The organism is Rothia sp. P13129 (assembly GCF_048512865.1).
In the GTDB taxonomy this organism is placed as follows: domain Bacteria; phylum Actinomycetota; class Actinomycetes; order Actinomycetales; family Micrococcaceae; genus Rothia.
This window is the reverse complement of record NZ_JBLXYA010000003.1, coordinates 185,536-206,006: the sequence shown is the minus strand read 5'-3', so window position 1 is coordinate 206,006 and position 20,471 is coordinate 185,536. Positions and strand designations below refer to the sequence as shown.

The 20,471-nt window shown below is 47.5% G+C and carries 20 protein-coding genes and 1 tRNA gene; 9 read left to right on the top strand and 12 right to left on the bottom strand.

Translation table 11 applies throughout. The annotated features are described in order from the left end of the window. Positions 1-244, top strand: a 244-nt coding sequence (locus ACN081_RS03785) for a hypothetical protein (protein ID WP_419107001.1), incomplete at its 5' end; no start/stop codon positions are given. Positions 245-342: 98 nt separating this feature from the next. Here ACN081_RS03785 and ACN081_RS03780 read toward each other — a convergent pair. Beyond that, entirely contained in the window at positions 343-1,239 is an 897-nt protein-coding gene (locus tag ACN081_RS03780; protein WP_419103666.1) for a Nif3-like dinuclear metal center hexameric protein, read from the bottom strand. 119 nt (positions 1,240-1,358) lie between these two features. Between ACN081_RS03780 and msrA the strand changes: the two genes are divergently transcribed. The 3 genes from msrA to epsC all read left to right on the top strand — a co-directional run bounded on the left by msrA (position 1,359) and on the right by epsC (position 3,678). After that, entirely contained in the window at positions 1,359-1,886 is a 528-nt protein-coding gene (gene msrA / locus ACN081_RS03775; RefSeq protein WP_419103667.1) for a peptide-methionine (S)-S-oxide reductase MsrA, read from the top strand. A 100-nt stretch (positions 1,887-1,986) separates the two neighbouring features. Next, positions 1,987-2,922: a cysteine synthase A gene (cysK, locus tag ACN081_RS03770; protein ID WP_419103668.1), complete on the top strand. Its 936-nt coding sequence runs from the start codon at positions 1,987-1,989 to the stop codon at positions 2,920-2,922. A gap of 171 nt (positions 2,923-3,093) precedes the next feature. Further along, positions 3,094-3,678 carry a serine O-acetyltransferase EpsC gene (gene epsC / locus ACN081_RS03765; protein ID WP_419103669.1) on the top strand — a complete coding sequence of 195 codons (585 nt, stop codon included), beginning with the start codon at positions 3,094-3,096 and terminating at the stop codon, positions 3,676-3,678. A gap of 116 nt (positions 3,679-3,794) precedes the next feature. On the opposite strand, the gene gndA is transcribed toward epsC, so the two are convergent. The 3 genes from gndA to ACN081_RS03750 all read right to left on the bottom strand — a co-directional run bounded on the left by gndA (position 3,795) and on the right by ACN081_RS03750 (position 6,330). Next, positions 3,795-5,276 (bottom strand): NADP-dependent phosphogluconate dehydrogenase, encoded by a 1,482-nt coding sequence (gndA, locus tag ACN081_RS03760; protein ID WP_419103670.1) that lies wholly within the window; start codon positions 5,274-5,276, stop codon positions 3,795-3,797. 352 nt (positions 5,277-5,628) lie between these two features. Further along, positions 5,629-5,701: transfer RNA gene (locus tag ACN081_RS03755), tRNA-Val, on the bottom strand. 206 nt (positions 5,702-5,907) lie between these two features. Next, a complete protein-coding gene (locus ACN081_RS03750) occupies positions 5,908-6,330 on the bottom strand; it encodes a DUF3052 domain-containing protein (RefSeq protein WP_419103671.1) in 423 nt (140 codons plus the stop codon). 365 nt (positions 6,331-6,695) lie between these two features. On the opposite strand from ACN081_RS03750, the gene aceE reads away from it, so the two are divergent. From aceE to fabF, 5 genes are all read left to right on the top strand, one after another. Beyond that, positions 6,696-9,428 carry a pyruvate dehydrogenase (acetyl-transferring), homodimeric type gene (gene aceE, locus ACN081_RS03745; protein WP_419107000.1) on the top strand — a complete coding sequence of 911 codons (2,733 nt, stop codon included), beginning with the start codon at positions 6,696-6,698 and terminating at the stop codon, positions 9,426-9,428. A 335-nt stretch (positions 9,429-9,763) separates the two neighbouring features. Beyond that, positions 9,764-10,681 carry an ACP S-malonyltransferase gene (locus ACN081_RS03740; RefSeq protein WP_419106999.1) on the top strand — a complete coding sequence of 306 codons (918 nt, stop codon included), beginning with the start codon at positions 9,764-9,766 and terminating at the stop codon, positions 10,679-10,681. A gap of 24 nt (positions 10,682-10,705) precedes the next feature. Further along, on the top strand, positions 10,706-11,731 hold the full coding sequence (locus ACN081_RS03735; protein ID WP_419106998.1) for a beta-ketoacyl-ACP synthase III: 1,026 nt from the start codon (positions 10,706-10,708) through the stop codon (positions 11,729-11,731). Between the two features lie 111 nt (positions 11,732-11,842). After that, the gene (locus ACN081_RS03730; protein WP_419101377.1) at positions 11,843-12,085 is read left to right on the top strand and encodes an acyl carrier protein; all 243 of its coding nucleotides are present in this window, start codon (positions 11,843-11,845) and stop codon (positions 12,083-12,085) included. Positions 12,086-12,182: 97 nt separating this feature from the next. Continuing rightward, the gene (gene fabF, locus ACN081_RS03725) at positions 12,183-13,454 is read left to right on the top strand and encodes a beta-ketoacyl-ACP synthase II (protein ID WP_419106997.1); all 1,272 of its coding nucleotides are present in this window, start codon (positions 12,183-12,185) and stop codon (positions 13,452-13,454) included. A 105-nt stretch (positions 13,455-13,559) separates the two neighbouring features. Here fabF and ACN081_RS03720 read toward each other — a convergent pair whose 3' ends face one another. From ACN081_RS03720 to lepB, 8 genes are all read right to left on the bottom strand, one after another. Then, the gene (locus tag ACN081_RS03720) at positions 13,560-14,063 is read right to left on the bottom strand and encodes a DUF3145 family protein (protein ID WP_419103676.1); all 504 of its coding nucleotides are present in this window, start codon (positions 14,061-14,063) and stop codon (positions 13,560-13,562) included. 55 nt (positions 14,064-14,118) lie between these two features. Further along, positions 14,119-15,108 carry a tyrosine recombinase XerC gene (locus ACN081_RS03715; RefSeq protein WP_419106996.1) on the bottom strand — a complete coding sequence of 330 codons (990 nt, stop codon included), beginning with the start codon at positions 15,106-15,108 and terminating at the stop codon, positions 14,119-14,121. 39 nt (positions 15,109-15,147) lie between these two features. Further along, positions 15,148-16,353: a DNA-processing protein DprA gene (gene dprA / locus ACN081_RS03710; RefSeq protein WP_419106995.1), complete on the bottom strand. Its 1,206-nt coding sequence runs from the start codon at positions 16,351-16,353 to the stop codon at positions 15,148-15,150. Between the two features lie 23 nt (positions 16,354-16,376). Next, positions 16,377-17,924 (bottom strand): YifB family Mg chelatase-like AAA ATPase, encoded by a 1,548-nt coding sequence (locus ACN081_RS03705; RefSeq protein ID WP_419106994.1) that lies wholly within the window; start codon positions 17,922-17,924, stop codon positions 16,377-16,379. Continuing rightward, positions 17,924-18,307, bottom strand: coding sequence for a YraN family protein (locus ACN081_RS03700; RefSeq protein ID WP_419106993.1), 384 nt, complete (start codon positions 18,305-18,307; stop codon positions 17,924-17,926). The genes ACN081_RS03705 and ACN081_RS03700 overlap by 1 nt, the downstream gene beginning before the upstream one ends. Before the next feature lie 184 nt (positions 18,308-18,491). Continuing rightward, positions 18,492-18,821 (bottom strand): DUF2469 family protein, encoded by a 330-nt coding sequence (locus ACN081_RS03695; protein ID WP_419103681.1) that lies wholly within the window; start codon positions 18,819-18,821, stop codon positions 18,492-18,494. Then, the gene (locus ACN081_RS03690) at positions 18,818-19,618 is read right to left on the bottom strand and encodes a ribonuclease HII (RefSeq protein WP_419106992.1); all 801 of its coding nucleotides are present in this window, start codon (positions 19,616-19,618) and stop codon (positions 18,818-18,820) included. Before ACN081_RS03690 ends, ACN081_RS03695 begins: the two co-directional genes overlap by 4 nt. Next, positions 19,615-20,382, bottom strand: a complete 768-nt coding sequence (gene lepB, locus ACN081_RS03685; protein ID WP_419103683.1) for a signal peptidase I — start codon at positions 20,380-20,382, stop codon at positions 19,615-19,617. Before lepB ends, ACN081_RS03690 begins: the two co-directional genes overlap by 4 nt. Between the last annotated feature and the right edge of the window lie 89 nt (positions 20,383-20,471).

Below are 20,471 nucleotides of genomic sequence, written 5' to 3'. Positions count from 1 at the left end.
TGAGCCTTCTGAACCAGCTGAGCCTTCTGAACCAGCTGAGCCTTCTGAACCAGCTGAGCCTTCAGAACCTGCAGAGCCTGCAGAGCCAGCTCAACCTGTACAAACTCATGAAACAGTCCAGCAGTCTCACAAGAAACTTGCTTACACTGGTTCACATGTAACAGGTCTTGCTCTATCAGCCCTCTTTATGACTGCAGCAGGCGGAGTGCTCATTGCTCGCTCACGTCGTCAAACTCGCTCATAAAATCTAAGCGTTAAGGCATAAAAGTAAAGAGCCCTTGTTGTGATGAACATAAATGTTCATCACAACAAGGGCTCTTAAGTATCCGTTATACAGTTCTTCTAAAATGTACTTGCAGAACCAGCAACGTCACCGGTTGAAACCACAAAATCCCACGGATCAGTATTTAGCTCAGAAACATAGAAAGAGATACTATACCCCTGATTAGCTAATCTCTGCTGAAGGAGTTCTCCAGCGCCTTTCAACCAAAGACTCTCACTAGCGTAGTGAGAACAATCAATAAGGTACGGTGTGCCCCCTGATAAAGATGCACCCTCACGGAATTCTGATGCTGGATGATGCCTCAAATCAGCAGTAATGTACACATCAGCCTCATGTTTGAGAACCTCACCTAACAGAGAATCCCCAGCACCAGTACACAACGCAATTTTTTGTACTTGTGCCGTCTTCGGCCCAGCTACACGTAAACCACCTGCCGTTGCAGGAAGAAAATGAGCAATACGACAGGACAGTTCCTCTAAAGTAACAGGTTCTGATAACTCTCCCACACGGCCAATCCCCACTGAATGTTCGTGTCCATCAATATTGATATTTTGAGAGTCGCTCAGTACTTTTGCCTCGTTGATTCCTAGCAATTTCATAAAAACGTCATTCGTTCCCAGCGGAGAAGAATCAACATTTGTATGTGCTCCCAATAAAGCACATTGACCCTCGATAAGAGTCTGTAAGACTTCTCCTTTATACGTATCATCCGCTATAAAATGCACAGGTCGTAACAGCAAAGGATGATGAGTGATCAACACATCTGCTTTACGCTGTACAGCTTCTTGAGCCACAGCAACAGTAGCATCTACAGCAAGCCCAATAGAACGAACCGGTTGTTTCAACCTTCCCGTAATGAGGCCGCTAGCATCCCAACTTTCAGATAGTTGAGGAGGAAAAATCTCATGAAAAGTACGAACCACATGTTCTAGCGAAGGTATTTTTTGCTCTGTCATATCTTCATCGTCTCATGAGTTCCTCTGATGCCGAAATAACGTCCCTAAGAAACCTCAGAATCATATTTCTGTCTCCGGCGCTACACTAGAGTGTAAGCATTCGATTTAAGGTGGTAACTTTGCAAACTCTCGTTCTTGGTGGCGGTTGTTTCTGGTGTTTAGAAGCAGTTTTAAGAAATTTCCGAGGAATTACCGATTGCGTTGTTGGATACACAGGCGGAGAATTGCCTTCTCCCACATATCCTCAAGTATGTGACGGGAATACTGGGCATATTGAAGTAGTCAAAGTACATTTTGACCCTCAGATAATTCCAGCAGATATTATCCTTGATATTTTCATGGCTTCTCATAACCCAACCAGTTGGGATCAGCAAGGAGCAGATGTTGGTTCACAATACCGTTCTGCGCTATTTTATTCGACAGATGAAGAATATCAGCTAATAAGTCAGGCTATCCAACGGGCACAAGGCTTCTGGGATTTACCTATCGTCACAGTTGTTGAACCCTTAGGAGTCTTTTGGGAGGCAGAAGACTACCATCAAAATTATTATGCGAAGAACCCAGAACAAGGGTATTGCTCAGCCGTTATTAATCCAAAAGTATCTAAAGCTCGACAAGCATTTTCCTTATATCTCAAAGACCAATAATAACGTTACGATATGTTTCATAGTTGATATAAATCTATGAGTCACCCCGTAAAGTGATACATACGTGATAGAACTTCTCAAGAAAACCAGAAGAGGACCTATGTCGAAGATATACCAGAACGTTACAGAAATTATTGGTGGCACTCCCCTCATCAAACTTAACCGTCTTGATGCAGATTTACCAGGCAATGTTGCTGTCAAACTCGAATTCTATAACCCTGCAAATTCTGTAAAAGACCGTATCGGCAAAGCAATTATTGATGCTGCAGAAAAATCTGGGCAACTGCAACCTGGCGGTACCATTGTTGAAGGTACTTCTGGTAATACAGGTATTGCTCTGGCAATGGTTGGTGCAGCTCGCGGGTACAAGGTTATCCTCACCATGCCAGAGACCATGTCTAATGAACGCCGCGTTATGCTTCGTGCCTATGGTGCAGAAATTATTTTGACACCTGGTGCTGACGGTATGCGTGGAGCGGTGGAAAAAGCTCAAGAAATTGTTGAACAAACAGAGAACGCAATTCTTGCTTCGCAGTTCTCAAATAGCGCTAATCCTGAAATTCATTACAATACAACCGGCCCTGAAATTTGGGAAGACACCGCAGGAAAAGTCGATATCTTTGTTGCTGGAGTTGGAACAGGAGGAACTGTCTCTGGTACAGGAAAGTTTCTGAAAGAGAAGAACCCCAATATTCAGGTTGTAGCTGTTGAACCAGAAGATTCTGCACTCTTATCCGGTGGTACTGCTGGACCTCATAAGATTCAAGGTCTTGGAGCGAACTTTGTTCCTGATACTCTAAACCGCGATATTTATGACCGAGTTGTTCCGGTAAGCACTCACAATGCAGTTTCTACATCACGAGCGCTTGGAACACAAGAAGGCATTCTTGGTGGTATCTCTGCTGGTGCAGCTGTCTGGGCGGCGTTAGAAGAGGCGAAAAAATCTGAAAACCAAGATAAGCTTATTGTTGCTGTAGTTCCAGACTTTGGTGAACGCTATATCTCCACCATCTTATATGAGGACATCCGTAGCTAATATAAAGCTCCTCTAAAATAGCCTATCTGCAGGGAATCATATGTTTGGCGGTTCCCTCAGGTAGGCTATTTTTGTGGAATATCCTAAAAATATTAGTCTTGGGGAATAACCTGTTATAGTACAACAGTTGTACTGAACGTACATATTTCATCATTTCCAGAAAGACGTTCATTGAGCTTTATCAAACGGCTACAAGAAGATATACAAACAGTGCGCACACATGACCCTGCAGCACGCAATACCTTAGACATTATCCTTAACTATTCAGGGATGCACGCAGTGTGGTTTTATCGTATTGCTCATCGTCTCTGGCAAAAAGAACATACTAAGTTAGTAGCTCGTACACTCTCCCAGTTTGCACGGTTTCTTACCGGTGTTGAGATACACCCTGGTGCTACTATTGGGCGTCGTTTCTTCATTGATCACGGCATGGGCATTGTTATTGGAGAAACAACTGAAATTGGTGACGACGTGATGCTTTATCACCAAGTAACTTTAGGGGGACGTTCGTTAGAGAAGACTAAGCGTCACCCAACGATTGGTCACAGAGTCACTATTGGAGCTGGAGCAAAAGTTCTTGGCCCTATTTATATTGGTGATGATTCTGCTATTGGTGGTAATGCGGTAGTTGTTCACGACCACCCAGCAGATTCCATCATTACGGGTATTCCCGCACGTTCTAAGCCTCGTACTCCAGAGAAGAAGAAACCTTTAGTTGACCCTGTAGAGTACATTGATCCTGCTATGTGGATCTAGATACCTGTTATAGAAAAGTTAAGTTTAAATGTCTGAGGTTCCGCACCATTTGATGGTGCGGAACCTCAGACGTTTTTCAGGTTATATGCCTGAACTTTGTGAAGGTTTGATAATACCTAATGGGTATGGGAGTCAGCTGCGTTAATCTCAGAACGGTCGCCGCTCCATAGAGTGTGCCACATGCCTTCACTGTCTACTCGGGCGTAAGTATGTGCCCCAAAGAAGTCTCGCTGCCCTTGAATGAGAGCTGCAGGTAGGCGGTCTCGTCGTAGTCCATCATAGTATGAAAGTGATGAGGCAAAGACTGGGACGGGGATGCCTAACGCCGTTGCCTTAGAGACGACCCGACGCCACGATGGGAGCAAGGACTCCATGAGAGATTTGAACCCTGGTGCCAAGAGCATGTTAACGGGCTGTTGTTCTTGAGAGTATGCTTGCATAATCTCACCAAGTAGCTCTGCACGAATAATGCAACCAGCACGCCATAAGCTAGCGATTTTATCGAGTTGAAGATCCCAGCCGTATTCTTTTCCGGCGGCAACAATTTGGTCTAGACCTTGAGCGTAAGATACCAGTTTTGATGCAAAGAGCGCTTTACGAACGTCTTCGATAAATTCAGGGTCTCCAGCAGCGATTCCTGTTGTGCTGATAAGCCCTGCAGGAAGTTCTCTCTGTGCTTCTTGACGTGCTTGAGTGTTAGAAGAAGAAAGTGCACGTGCAAAAACAGATTCTGCGATGCCAGTAACAGGTGAGCCGAGGTCTAGAGCGGCTTGAACAGTCCAACGTCCTGTTCCTTTCTGACCAGCTTCATCAACAATAACGTCAACTAGAGGTTTACCTGTCTTAGCATCAACCTGAGCTAGAACTTCAGAAGTAATTTCAATGAGGTAGGAGTTTAATTCAGTGTTATTCCATGATTTGAAAATTTCTGCTTGTTCTGCAGGTTCTACTCCCGCTACTGAGCGGAGGAGGTCATAGGCCTCTCCGATAACCTGCATATCGGCATATTCGATACCGTTATGAACCATTTTCACAAAGTGGCCGGCACCATCGGTAGAAATCCAAGAACAGCAAGGGGTCCCGTCAGGAGCTTTTGCTGCGATACTTTCAAGTAGCGGGCCGACAGATTCATAGGATTTAGCAGAACCACCAGGCATGATAGAAGGCCCGAGAAGTGCCCCTTCTTCACCGCCAGAGACACCAACACCAACAAAGTGTAGACCTTTTTCAGCAAGTTCTCGTTCACGACGCATAGTATCGGGGAAATGGGAGTTACCGCCATCAATAATAATGTCGTCTTGATCTAGGAGTGGAACAAGTTGGGCGATAACCGCATCAACAGGAGCACCTGCTTTAACCATGATGAGGATGCGACGCGGAGATTCCAAGGAGTCAACGAGTTCTTGCAAGGTTTCTGTTCTGATGAATGAACCCTCGTCACCATGTTCTTGAAGAAGTGCGTCAGTTTTTTCAACAGAGCGGTTGTGCAAAGCCACAGTATATCCGTGGCGAGCAAGGTTTCGAGCAAGATTTGCGCCCATCACAGCAAGACCTGTGACGCCGATTTGTGCCTTCTGTGCAGCATTTTTTTCAGTCATAGCTTAACTCTAAGCTCTCGACGGTGCAGATGGGTACTTATTGACTTCACTTTTTTGCAAGCGAACACTGTTACCCCTATGTCAGCACTCTACATGCACAAATTTTTGAGAGTGTTATCACTCTATCCGGTCGGTCAGTAGCACCCAGAAAGATAAGACGCACCAGAGGGCGGAGAATACTGCAAACATTGACCACATGGCCGTGTAGGTATCTTGAGTAAGAAAGTATAGGGAGATAAGAAGCCACACGAGGCTCATGATAACGGCACTGAGATGACGTGGTTTATAGGAGTTCACAGCATGTTCCTTAAGATACAAAAAAGACCCTGCTATAAGCAGGGTCTTGATTTTGTGGGTCCTACCGGGATCGAACCGATGACATCCACGGTGTAAACGTGGCGCTCTACCAGCTGAGCTAAAGACCCTTATCACTACGATTTCTTATCTCTCGCGGCGACATATAAAACTATACACAGAAAGATCCTTAGGGTGCAACTCAAAACAGCATGTTCTAGCTCACATTTACCCAAGTGTCCTTAAAACACTGTTCCACAAGCCAAAACAATCGATTCTTTAAACAAGAGCGAGGCAGGCGCTTCCTCAGCGCAACTACCTCGCTCACCAATAAAATCTAATGCCGCCTCGCAACCAAGCGCGTAGCAATCCAATCAGGCCCAACCGTAACACTAGACGTCGGGCGCAAACCAGCAATTCCGCTCAAAGGCCGAATCTCCGCCGGATTGAGATGCCCCTCTCTGCCAGGTTTAAGAGTGAGAAGCCAAACGACTCCCCCTTCATCTAGGTTCACTAACGTATCAACGAGGGCGTCACTTAAAGACAAGTCACCGAAGCGTTCTTCGCGCCACCAAACGAGAATCCCATCAACAACATCTTGATCATCCTCATCAAGAAGATCCGAGCCAATATGATCCATCAACGCATCTCGTAGATCAAAGTCCACGTCATCGTCATACCCAAATTCTTGGATGAGATCCCCATCCTTGAAACCAAGTTGGACAACTGCTTGTTCCGCAGCGGTCTTGGTCTCGTTCACTGACATCCTCCTGAAAATAAACCGGACACATATCCGTCATGTACTTATCAGAATCAGCTCAATATAGTCGAAACATATACCACCAATTCCTAAACACAACTGAACACGGCAACGAACAAATAAGCAACTAAACACGCTAATTTTCGCCACATTTCTTAGAATCAAGCAACGATGTGACTTAAACTACCCAGCGTTTTAGTGGAAGTATCCCCCCACAATGGCTAAAAAACGGTGCAGGTGTGACAACATAGAAGAAGAAAGTATCAGACCTTCGAGAACTCGAGAGTCTGTGCCGAGGAAGGCAGGAACTGTGCTAACAGTTCACACGCCACACCCTATAAACATCAACAAAGAGAGGTTGACTAGTGGGACCCTCCAATACAAACGACCATGTCTTAAGCGCACTCACCAATAGCTTCAAAGACACCGACGCCGAAGAGACAGCCGAGTGGCTAGAATCTTTCGACGAACTGGTAGAAACCCAAGGCACTGAACGTGCACAGTTCATCGTTCGCTCTCTATTGCAGCGAGCAGGCAGCCGCAGTGTCGAGGTGCCAATGGTCACTACTACTGACTACATCAACACCATCCCCGTTGACCAAGAGCCTGAATACCCTGGCGACGAACAGATGGAACGCCGATACCGCGCATACCTACGCTGGAACGCAGCAATCATGGTTCAGCGCGCGCAAAAATCAACTATCGGCGTTGGCGGACACATTTCATCCTATGCTGGCATCGCAACCCTATACGAAGTTGGTCTTAACAACTTCTTCCGCGGACCAGAACACCCCGGCGGAGGCGACCAAATCTTCTGGCAGGGACACTCATCCCCTGGTAACTACGCGCGAGCATTCCTCGAAGGACGCATCACCGAAGAGCACCTCGACGGATTCCGCCAAGAAAAAACCAAGGGCGATAAAGGTATCCCTTCATACCCACACCCCCGTTGCATGCCAGAATTCTGGCAGTTCCCAACCGTTTCACTCGGTCTAGGTCCTATCAACGCTATCTGGCAGGCACAGTTTAACCACTACCTCCACGACCGCGGCGTCAAAGACACCTCAGAACAGCATGTCTGGGCATTCCTCGGTGACGGCGAACTCGACGAAGTCGAATCACGTGGCGCACTACAGGTTGCGGCAAACAACAAGTTGGACAACCTCACCTTCGTTGTCAACTGTAACCTCCAGCGTCTTGACGGCCCTGTGCGCGGTAACGGAAAGATTATCCAAGAGCTTGAGTCCTTCTTCCGTGGCGCAGGCTGGCATGTCATCAAAGTTATTTGGGGTCGTGAGTGGGATTCACTCCTCCAAAAAGATAAGAGTGGTGAACTCGTTCGCATTATGAACGAAACCCTCGACGGTGACTACCAGACCTATAAGGCAGAAGACGGTGGCTTCGTTCGTGAGCACTTCTTCGGCAAGACACCCGAAACCAAAGAACTCGTTGCTGATATGACCGACGATGAGATCTGGGCACTCAAGCGAGGCGCACACGATTATCAGAAGGTCTACTCCGCATACAAGGCCGCTTTGGAGACCAAGGGTAAGCCCACCGTTATTTTGGCTCAGGGCATTAAGGGATACGGTCTCGGTACTCACTTTGAAGGCCGTAACGCAACCCACCAGATGAAGAAGCTCACGATGGAAGATCTCAAAGCTTTCCGTGACCACCTTCGCATCCCCATCTCTGATGAAGAACTTGAAAAAGATCTTTACAACCCTCCTTACTACCACCCTGGTATGGACGCCCCCGAAATTCAGTACATGCTCAAGCGTCGCCAAGAGCTAGGCGGTTTCTTGCCAGCACGTCGCCAGATTCAGCCAGAGATTGAACTCCCTGGTGAAAAGGCATACAAGGGCGCCAAGAAGGGCTCCGGTAAGCAGATGGCTGCTTCCACCATGGCTTTTGTTCGCTTGATGAAAGACCTCATGCGCGAAAAAGACTTTGGTAAGCGCATCGTGCCGATTGTTCCTGATGAGGCACGTACCTTTGGTATGGATTCTTTCTTCCCCTCTGCAAAGATTTACAACCCCTTGGGTCAGAACTATCTTGCAGTAGACCGTGAGCTTATGCTTGCATACAAGGAATCTCCTGCCGGTCAGATTCAGCACGTTGGCATTAACGAAGCCGGCGGCGTTGCTGCATTGACAGCGGCGGGCTCCTCATATGACACCCATGGTGTTCCTATGGTTCCGATTTACATCTACTACTCGATGTTCGGTTTCCAGCGCACTGGTGACGCATTCTGGGCAGCAGCTGACCAGCTTGTTCGTGGCTTTATCGTCGGCGGTACGGCAGGTCGTACGACCCTTACCGGTGAGGGCCTACAGCACATGGACGGGCAGTCACCTATCTTGGCGTCACAGAACCCATCTGTGATTCATTATGACCCAGCATATGGCTACGAAATTGCACACATCGTTGAGCGCGGTATCGAGCATATGTACGGTCAAAAAGATGAAGACCATGACGTCATGTACTACCTCACCGTCTACAACGAACCCATTATTCAGCCTGCAGAGCCTGAGAATGTTGACGTTGAAGGCATCATCGGTGGTATCTACCGAGTCAAAGAAAGCCAGCTTGAAGGACCTCGAGCACAACTACTAGCTTCTGGTGTTGGCGTTCCTTGGGCGATGAAAGCATCTGAGCTTTTGGCTGAAGACTGGGGAGTTTCTGCAGACGTTTGGTCTGTCACTTCTTGGACTAACCTCCGCCGTGACGGTATCGAAGCAGAGCGTGAAGCGTTCCTCAGCGGAAAAGAACCTCGCGTACCATTCGTTGCGCAGCAGCTTGATGGTGCGACTGGCCCTATTGTTGCAGTGTCTGACTACAACTCTGATTTGATGGATGGCATTCGCCAGTATGTTCCTAACGATTTCGCAACCCTAGGAACAGACGGCTTCGGTTTCTCTGATACCCGTGCTGGCGCACGTCGTTTCTTCAACGTTGACGCAGAGTCCATTGTTGTACGCACACTACAAATGCTTGCAAAGCGTGGAGAAGTTCCTGCAGAAGCTCCAGCTCAGGCCTTTGCTAAGTATCAGCTCGACGTTAATGCCCCAGCAACGCTGGCACAAAACGCTGAGTAACAGTGAACAGGTGTTAAAGGTTCATTTCTTTGAGACCTTAGTTCATTAGTCAAGGCGGGCTGTTCTCTATCGTGTTCAGGTAGAGAACAGCCCGCCTTTTATCATTTTTTATCTCTGACATCGTTCTTTATGAGCTTCCTTCACCATGACCTTTCAAAGGCTTTAGTTGAACGGTGAGTCTAAAGAGCTTAAAAAATATCCATCAGAATACGAAATATCTTGCTTTTATACAGGTAATAGGCACTCTTTTGTTCATATAACATGGGTAGGATTTTGATGAGAGCGTGTTGAACATTTTCTTGTATCAACACAGATTTTTAGAGGAAAGGGACTCCATGATTGCAGTTCTCTGCCCCGGACAGGGCTCACAAAAACCAGGCTTTCTTCAACCATGGCTAGAACTTCCTGGGGTGCAAAACCATCTTGAGAAACTTTCTGACGCTGCAGAACTCGACCTCATCCATTACGGAACGGTCGCTGACGAACAAACCATTAAAGATACTGCTATCGCCCAGCCTCTTATTGTTGCTGCTGGCATTATTGCTGGCACACGTTACCTAGAAGCCACATCTAACCTTCAAAAAAATATCGTTTTTGCAGGTCACTCCGTTGGAGAGATTACAGCTGCAACCCTCAGCGGCGTTCTGACAGAAGAAGAAGCAATGGCTTTTACTCGAGTACGCGCGCAAGGTATGGCTCAGGCTGCCGCCGAAGAAAAAACAGGCATGGCAGCGGTTCTCGGCTCAGACGAGAAAAGCATCACTGAAGCCATTAAGGAAGCATCATTGTATGTTGCTAATATGAACGGTGCCGGACAAATCGTTGCCGCTGGTGCAGAAGAACATCTGCAAAATTTAGCGCAGAATCCACCAGCAAAGACCCGTGTTATTACGCTCAAGGTCGCCGGAGCATTCCACACCCCCTATATGGAGCCAGCACAAACACCGCTCAACGAATACGCACAGACTATTAGCCCGTCAGCCCCACAAGGAATCCTTATCTCAAATTACGATGGGTCAACCTTAGACACCGGAACAGAATGTATCGAGCGTCTTATCAGACAAGTAACAGCTCCTGTTCGGTGGGATTTGTGCATGGAAACCCTTAAAAAGTGTGGTGTTCAAACAGCTGTTGAGCTGTCTCCGGCAGGAACACTTCTTGGTCTAGTACGTAGAACTATTCCTCAGGTTTCTCGCGTAACGTTGAACACCCCAGAAGAATTAAAACTATTCGTAGAGGCTTCACAGTCCTAAAGCAGCATAGGTGCAAAAACTTTTATGACAACTCTTAACCAGTACCAACCACAACAATTTTCGCGCATTCTTGGTTACGGAGCTTTTCGCCCTGACCTATCGGTACCCAATAGTGAACTTGTTGAAGCCATCGACTCTTCAGATGAATGGATTAAACAGCGCACCGGCATCTGCACACGTCAACGAGCCAGCGAAGCAATCTCAGTACAAGACATGGCTTGTGGCGCAGCAGCTGACGCTCTTAAAAATGCACAGGTCGCGGGAGAAGACATTGATACTGTTATTGTTTCAACTATTTCGCATCCTTATGCAACTCCCTCATTAGCAACTCTTGTAGCCGATAGCGTAGGTTCAAAAGCACCTGCCTATGATATTTCAGCTGCTTGTGCAGGGTTTTGTTATGGTGTTGCACAGGCAGATGCTCTCGTCCGTTCGGGGATGGCACGAAACGTCCTCGTCGTTGGTGTCGAAAAATTGACTGACTTTATCGATAACACGGACAGATCTATTTCTTTTCTCTTAGGAGATGGTGCAGGAGCAGCCGTTATCGGCCGTAGCGACGTTGCAGGGATTGCGCCCACTATTTGGGGTTCAGATGGTTCCCGATGGGGAACCGTCGGAATGACACATTCTCTACTCGAATTGCGTAACCGAGATTTTGTGAAAAACCCTATACAAGAGGGCGAAAAAATTTGGCCAACCCTCCGACAGGACGGTCCATCAGTCTTCAGATGGGCAGTCTGGGAAATGGCAAAAGTTGCGCAAGAAGCAGTCAAAGCTGCAGGGATTACCCCAGAAGATTTAGGCGCTCTTATCGCTCACCAAGCAAATGAACGCATTCTCGATCAGCTCGCAAAGACTCTTAAACTTCCCGAACACGTCATCGTTGCTAAAGACATTGTCGAAGCAGGAAATACTTCTGCGGCTTCAGTTCCGTTAGCAGCTCATCGGCTTCTCTCCGAACAACCAGAGCTCTCTGGAAAGTTTGCGTTACAGATCGGCTTTGGTGCAGGTTTAGCCTTTGCAGCTCAGGTTGTTATCCTCCCCTAGCCCCCATAGTTTTCGTATGCGCTACGGTGCAGACGATGTTATTCCCTACATCAGGGAGAAAACCGCATTCATGATTACCATGATTGCCTACCAATAGTAAAAGGAGCCACCATGGCTAACACAGAAGAGATTCTCGCAGGTCTTGCAGAAATTGTTAACGAAGAAACCGGTGTTGAGGTCGCTGATGTACAGCGTGAAAAGTCCTTCACCGAAGATCTCGATATCGACTCCATCTCTATGATGACCATCGTTGTCAACGCTGAAGAAAAATTCGGTGTTACTATCCCCGATGAAGAAGTACAGAACCTCGTTACCGTAGGCGATGCTGTTGATTTCATCGCGAACGCAAGCTAATTAGCTCATATCAAAAGATGGACGCGGTTCGTCCTCAGGTGATGTTCCGCGTCCGTCTTTTTCTATGAACTATCCAATTCTAGAAGAAAGTATGCACATGTCTCGAAAAATCGTGGTCACCGGTTTAGGTGCGACCACTCCCATCGGCGGAGATGTTAGCACCACTTGGAACAACGCTCTCAATGGGGTTTCGGGTATTAAACAGCTTGATAAAGATTGGGTAGAACGCTATGAACTGCCTGTCTATATTGCTGGACAAGCTGCAACAGCTCCCCTCGATTCAGGACGTTTGACGAAAGTTGAAGCAAAACGTCAAGACCCATCTGCACAATTTGCTCTTGTTGCGGCTCGAGAAGCCTGGGAGGACGCAGGCTTTAGTGCAGAGAACACAGCAGACGCCCCCGAACTTGACCCCGAACGTGTTGGAGTTGCCTTTGGTACCGGAATCGGCGGAGTCTGGACTCTTCTTGATTCTTGGGACATTCTCCGTGAAAAAGGCCCTCGTCGAGTATTGCCGTTAACCGTTCCTATGCTTATGCCTAATAGTTGCGCGGCAGCAGTTTCTATGGCGTTAAACGCTAGAGCAGCAGCACAAACGGTAGTTTCTGCGTGTGCTTCTTCGACCGAAGCGATGAGCCTTGCTATCGAAATGATTCGCAGTGGAAAAGTTGATGTTGTCATTGCCGGCGGTGCAGAAGCAGCTATTCATCCGCTTCCTTTGGCAGCTTTCGCTAAGATGCAGGCTCTTTCCACTCGCAATGATGATCCGGCTGCTGCTTCACGTCCTTATGATGTGGATCGTGATGGTTTTGTGATGGGTGAAGGTGGGGCAGCTCTGATTCTTGAATCAGAAGAACATGCCCGTGCCCGCGGAGCACGTATTTATGCTGAGCTAGCGGGAACCGGTGTTTCTGCTGATTCGTATCATATTACGTCTCCTGATCCAGAGGCTCTGGGCGCAGTCCGAGCGTTGAATCAAGCGTTAACAGACGGCAATATTACTCCTGAACAAGTCGTTCATGTCAACGCTCATGCAACGTCTACCCCTGTAGGAGACGTTCCGGAGTCTTCTGCTTTACACCAAGTTTTTGGTGAGCATACGCAACGTATCGCAGTCTCTGCAACAAAGTCTATGACAGGGCATCTACTTGGAGCTGCTGGCGCATTAGAAGCTGTTTTGACGGTATTAGCAGTTTTCCACCGTAAGGCACCATGCACTATTAATCTTGAGCATCAAGACCCTCAGATTAACTTAGATATTGTGACTGATGCACGTGATTTGCCAGCTGGTGAGATTACAGCTCTTTCTAATTCGTTTGGGTTTGGTGGTCATAACGCGGTAGTTGCGTTCCGATCTGTTGAGGCATAAAGTCTTATCCTCATAAAAGTACGCCGGTTCTTTAGTAGCTGTTCTATGATGCATAGACGCTAAAGAACCGGCGTATTTTTGTACTCTTTTCTTCGACAGAAGAATCTACATATTGATACGTCGTTCTAGGATGATAGGTTGTTGAAGGTCTGCAGTGCTTTCCCGAAGCGGTTCAAGTTCGTTATTCCATGGTTCACCGAGTGCTTGGGAGAAGAGTTGTAAGAGTTCGTCTGGTTCTCCACCACTTTGTTCATAGATAGAACGTACACGGTCTTCGCTAATGAGAAAGTTTCCGGAAGTATCAGTAGGTGCATAGAAAGTTCCGTGTTCGGGAGTGTGCATCCACCAGCTTGGTAATTCTTGCTCATCACCGTAGAAGCTCAGTTCAAACCAGATTTTTTTGAGAGGGATAAGAGCTGAGATGATTTGTGCAGCTCGTTCTTCTGAGCCTTTCCATTCTAGGGTGGCACAGTAGTGCTCGGGTTTTTGAGTTTGTTCGTCCCACGTGACGGATGAGATACCTTCGATAAGGTTTTCTAAAGACCATTTTAGGTGTGGCATAGCCACAGCAGGTACAGCATGGATATAGAGTATTCCCCCGCTTGTCATCGGACACTTCCCGTAGACGGTATTTCGTTTAGTAACAGTAGTAGAGTACCTCAGTTTATGAGCGAGGGTGCGCTTTTTCGTAGATTGCTGTAAGTCTTTCCATGGAGACATGCGTATAAATCTGTGTGGTAGCTAAAGAGCTATGCCCTAAAAGTTCTTGCACTGTGCGAATATCAGCTCCAGCATCAACCATATGTGTTGCTGCACTATGGCGAAAAACGTGTGCACCACGAGCATTGGTGTTTTCTAAAAGATCTAAAAGCTGGTTAATGCATTCGCGTAGTTGTCGAGGATTTGCGCGAGCACCTTGCGGCCCGATAAAAAGGGCTTCTTCGATGGGTGCTTTTGAATTTTTGAGCCATTGTGGACGCCCGTAACGTATCCATTGTTCGATGGCTTCTAGTGCGGGTTTCCCGAAGGGGACAATTCGTTCTTTGTTGCCTTTACCGATGACTCTTAGGGTGCGTTGTGTTCTATCGATACTCGAGAGGTTGATGCTGCATAGTTCGAAAATTCGTAGGCCGCTAGCGTAAAGGAGTTCAACAACGGCGTGGGTTCTTAGCGTATGCGGGTCATGGGGGTTTTGTGCCAGTCGTTCTTCTATTTTGTTGAAGAGTGTTTGAAGGTGTTCTTTGGTGAGGACGGTGGGAAGTCGGTGTTCTTTTTTAGCAGTGGCTATAGCGAGTGTGGGGTTCTGTTGAATGTATTTTTCTTCTTGTGCCCATGAGAAAAATACTCTCAGGGTAGATAATCTTCGGGCAGTAGAGTTACGGGATTGGCTACGTTCGTGTTGGTGAGAGAGCCACGAGCGGAGGAATGTGAGGTCTATGTCGTTGATGTTGTGTAGGCGTTGTTCTTGGACATATGTGAAGAAGGCTTTGAGGTCGCTTCGGTAAGAGTTGATGGTGTTTTCGGAACGAAATTTTTCGTAGCGTAGGTATCGGGTGAAGTTCTCAATCAGTTGTGAGAAGATTTGTTCTTCTAAATGTGCAGAGTGTTCCAGAGGTAGGGTTTCCGCTGTTTCAATGGGTTTAGTCTTCTCCATGTGCGGGGTTCCTTTCCTGTTGGGTGTCTTCTGTTGATTCTACCGTTTCTTTTTACGCCAGAGTTGATTGGTGTTTTCGGCGAGGTGGTGGTGGCTGAGGTAGCCGAGTGCGCTCATAATATTTCGTGGGTTTGTCCCGATGAGTGTGCTAATTTTTTCGATGTCTATTCCTTGGTGTAGTGGTAGTACATCCCAGATTCGTTGGTGGAGTTCGGTCAGTAGCAGGTTTTCTACCGGTGGTGTTTCGTCGGTGTTGCAGTCGGTGTTGAGGTTTTCTAGGTGTAAGTCATCAATGATGTCTTGGGCGCAGCTGATAGGTTGTGCTAGTCCTTCGCGTAGTAGTCTGTGACAGCCTTGTGAGGTGGGGCTAAAGATTGATCCTGGTACGGCTCGTAGCTCCCGACCTAGTTCTAGGGCATGGTGGGCGGTGTTTAGCGCGCCTGAACGCCAGCGTGCTTCGACGATGACGGTGAGTTCGCTAAGTGCAGCAATCATGCGATTCCGCTGAAGAAACCGCCATCGTGTGGGTGGTGTTCCTAGGGATACTTCGCTCAGGAGTAGTCCTCGGTTGATGATGTGTTCAAGAAGTTGTTGATGTTGTTTGGGGTATGGACGGTCTACTCCGCAAGCCATCAGTGCGACAGTGGGTAAGTTGCTCGGTGAGGTTTCTAGGGCTGTGCGGTGCGCGATGCCGTCTATTCCTAGTGCTCCCCCAGAGATAATAGGTGTTTGTGTGGGTGCGAGGTCTTGAACGAGGTGGCTAGTTACACTATGCCCGTATTGAGTTGGTTCTCTGGAACCAACGATGGAGATGGCAGGTGTGTGTTGTAGTTCTTGTAGTCGTTCGCGGTCGCCTCGTCCCCATAGTGCGTAGGGACGTGAAGTGTCTAGGTCGTTGAGGGTTTCGGGCCAGTCTTCGTCTTCAGGTATGCATATCCAGCTGTTGAGACTTTGTGCAGAGCGGTGTTCTTGTTCGGGGCTAAGGGTTTCGGCTCGCTGAGACCAGCGCTGAATTCTTTCTTGTAATGCTAGGTATGTTTCTTCGGCGCTTTTGTTGAGTGTTTCACTAATAGATGAGGGATTTGTTCGGAGGGCTTGTTTCCATTCTTTAAAATCTAGCGATTTTTTACCGCTGAGGATGTGTGCTGTTTGAGGAGCTCCTAAGACTTCAAGAGCGTGGTGGATATGGGGGTCTTGTGGTTCTGCAATGCGCAGGATTTGGGCGTAAGCGTAGTGGTATTCCATCAGTAATTTCCTTGGTCGGTATTCTATGCGTTGAGGTGTTCTTGGCTGAGGTGTCGGAAGTATAGTGCGGTGTCAATATGGTGTGTTGTGGGGCTGCTGGTGCCGTCAAGGTCTGCTAGAGTCCATGCTGTTCTGAGGATTCGGTCGTATCCGCGAGCGCTCAGATTGCCTTGGTCCATAGCACGGTTAAGTCCGCTGGTGAGTCGGGTATTAAGTTTGAAGGTGCCGCGGAGTAGTTGGCCGTTCATGTCAGCGTTGGTGAGTAGCCCATAAGGTGCTAAGCGTTCTTTTTGAAGGTTGCGTGCTTGTTGTACTCGTGCGCAGATAGTTGCACTGTCTTCAGGTTTTTGGTGGTGGTCTAATTCGTGGGAGAGGACTTTAGGTATGGTGATGTGTATGTCTATTCGGTCAAGTAGTGGTCCCGAGAGTTTTCCGAAGTAGTTTCTTCGTTCTTTAGAGGTACATCTGCACTCTAGTCCTTGTCCAACGTTGTGGCCGCAGGGGCAGGGGTTTGCAGCGAGAATGAGTTGGAAACGTGCGGGGTAGGTTGCTGTTGCTGTTGCACGGTGTAGGGTGATTTCGCCAGATTCTAGTGGTTGTCGGAGGGCATCGAGGACTGTTCTTTTAAATTCGGGGGTTTCGTCGAGGAAGAGCACTCCCCTATGTGCTTTAGAGATACTTCCGGGGCGTGGTATTCCGCTGCCTCCACCTAGTATTGATGCTGCTGATGCCGTATGGTGTGGTGCTTGGAAAGGTGGTGTTCGGATGAGTTCTTGGCAGGGTTGTTCTCCCATATCTAAAGAATGTATAGCGGTAACTTCCATAGCGCTGATGTCATCTAGTGGAGGCAGGATGGTTGTTAGCCGTTCAGCGAGCATTGTTTTGCCAGAGCCTGGCGGTCCTTTGAGGAGTAGATGGTGTCCACCTGCAGCTGCAATTTCTAAGGCAAGACGGCCTTCTGCTTGTCCTGCGATATCTGCCATATCTGCTGTGAGCTGGGGTTTTTCTGTGGTGTTGGGGCGTTCTTTGGGCGGTGTTGGTGGTGTTTCTTTAAGTGTTGTAGGGTCTGCTCCTAGGAGTGCGAGAACTTGTGCAAGGGAACGGCATGCGGTGATGTGAGCGCCTGGGATAAGTTGGGCTTCTTGGGCATTTTCTTCGGGAACGACGACGTGGGAGAAGCCTGCTTCTATTGCGGCTTTAACAGATGGGAGAACTCCAGGTATTCTTCGGAGCCTACCGTCTAGTCCGAGTTCGCCAAGGAATACAGTATCGGAGATATGACGTATTTTTTGGTCTGCGGTTAGTGCTGCTATGGCCATGGCTAGGTCAAATGCTGATCCACGTTTAGGTAAAGTTGCGGGGCTGAGGTTTACCGTTATCTTTCGTTGTGCTAGTGACATTCCCGAGTTTTTGACAGCAGAGCGTATTCTGTCTTTCGCTTCGTTTAAAGAGTTATCGGGTAAGCCTAAAAGGACGAAGGCAGGCAAGGCTTGGGAGATGTCAGCCTCAACTTCGATGAGGTGTCCGTTGATTCCTACTAATGCAACAGAATAGGTTTTTGCGTATGCCATCAGCTGACCTTTTTGAGGTGTTCGAAGGTGAACTTTTCTGGGGTGCCAGTGATGGCTACGGCGTCTAACTGAATATGTGCGATATCGTGCATTTCGTGGGTGGCGCACCAGTGGTAGGCAAGCTGTTTGAGCTTTTTTGTTTTGCCGTGGTGAATCGCTTCAAAGGGGTGCCCGTAGTGTTGTGTGGTACGGGTTTTTACTTCGAGGAAGATGAGGTTTGTTTCGGTGTCGAGTAGAACGGCGTCTATTTCTCCACGTAGTGGTGGTTCTCCGGGAAGGGGCTGTGGCCGCCAGTTTTTCTCGAGAAGGGTGTAGCCTTGGCAGGTGAGTATTTCAAGGGCAAGACGTTCGCCCCATGCTCCGGTGAGTAGGTGCTGTGTCATGAAGTATCTGGTATCCGTTCATTGCAGGTATGTTTTCTTGGATACCAGCATGCAATAGTAGATACTCTTACAGCGTTAACAACAAGATTTTGGGGATAAGAGAGCCTTCGATAGGGGTTGAGGAGTTTCTCCACAGCCTTATGGTGTGTGGTTTTATCGTAGTTTTAGACCGCGATACGGGGTACTATTCTTCACCAAAACCAGGGATGTGTGGAACAACAAGCTCAGCATCCGCAAGACGCTCTTCAACATTTACGTCTTTGAAAGAATAAACGTGTACATTTTTGACGAAACGTGATGATCGGAAAAAATCCCATACCCATACGTCGTTCATCATCACCTCAAAGTAGACGCTTCCCTGTTGTATATGTGGGGTAACTTCTACGCTATTAGCTAGATAGAAACGACGGTCGGTCTCGACAACATAGCGGAAGAGTTCAAAAACTTTCTGGTATTCCTCATATAAGGCTAGTTGTGCCTGAGTTTCGTATTTTTCGAGATCTTCTGCACTCATAATGTTTCTACCATTCGTTGTATATATGCCTCTTTGAGTTGTTGCGGTTCAAGGCCTAAGTTCCAGCTAAGCCGATGATGAGCACTTGCCCCGTATGCAGCTAATGCTTCACGATGTGCTTTTGAACCATAACCTTTGTTCTTGTCCCAACCATACGAGGTGTTTTCTTGTGCTAGTTTTTCCATGAGATGGTCACGATGAACTTTCGCTATTACTGATGCAGCTGCAATACATGCGCAACGGTAGTCACCTTTAACAATTGTTGTGACCGGTATGTTCCAAGGCTGTTGGTTTGGATATTTTGAGGCGACGTGTTCGTTCCAGTTCTCGTCAGCAAGTTCTTGGTAGAGCTGATGTGCTTCATCTAATGCACTCAGTAAGTCAGGCGGGTGAGGAGTAAACCAGTTATGAGAACCGTCTAAAAGAATTTGCGAGGGGAAAGAGCTAACTCGTGGGTCAAGAAGAGCCTGAGATAAAGCTCGTTGCCCCGCTAGGCGTAAGGCCAGCGTCATGCCCATCGCATCAATCTCTTGAGCAGAAGAATATCCAAGACCGGTAGCACACCAGTTTTTGATGATAGGTACGAGAGCTTCTCTTTTTTTGGCGCTGAGGGCTTTAGAGTCAGTTAGCCCTTCTACGATATGGTGTTGTTGAGCTGAAAGAAGTGCAACACCAACACCAACCGGCCCAGCTAGAGAACCTCTACCGACTTCGTCCATACCCACGATGAATTGAACACCTTCAGAGAAATATTCTTGTTCAATATCGAGTGAGGCAGTTTGCGGGATAACACTCACTTTTCTGAAGCTTTATTTCCGGGGACGTCTGCAAAGACATCATGTGCTCCGCCAATAAATTCGAAGCGGTTAAGCGGCCATGCACGCACAAAGACTTTGCCTTCAACGTCGCTATCGCTAATAAATTCATGACCATCTTCGATGTGGTATCGAGAGTCTGCTGAATTATTGCGGTGATCGCCAAGAACAAAATATGAGTTTTCAGGGACGATGACGTCAAATGGAATGTCAGAAGGCTTTGCACCTGGATAAAGGTATGTTTCGTCGATAGCTACACCATTGACCATGATTCTGCCATTTGCAGAGCAACAGACAACATGGTCACCTCCAACACCAATGACACGTTTGACAAGATATTTATCGGAGCTATCAGGAAGGAGACCGACGAAGGATAGTGCATCGGCAATGGGGTTAGAACGATGAGGAGAGGATTCAATCCACCCTTGAGTGTCTTTGAACACGATAATATCGCCTCGTTCAGCTTGGCTAAACATTGAACCAGCAACATTTACAAAGACACGGTCGTTGATTTCGAGGGTATTTTCCATTGATCCAGAAGGAATGTAGAACCCTCGAGTAACGAATGTTTTGAGAATGAAAGCAATCACCAAAGCATAGAGTATAACTGTAGCGAATTCTTTGACTTGTCCGATGAATCCGGTGTGCCCTGCAGGGGGAACGTTCTTATGTAAGAGTGATGCATCGACATTACCCTCTGCATTGTTCTGCGGTTGAGATTCTTCATGGTCTGGAGACTGAGACATACCGTTCTTTCTGCCTTCTATAAGATTATTAAAATTAAGGATACGGGAAAACTCTTGGGCAATAGGCCCATATTTAGAAGGATATTTAC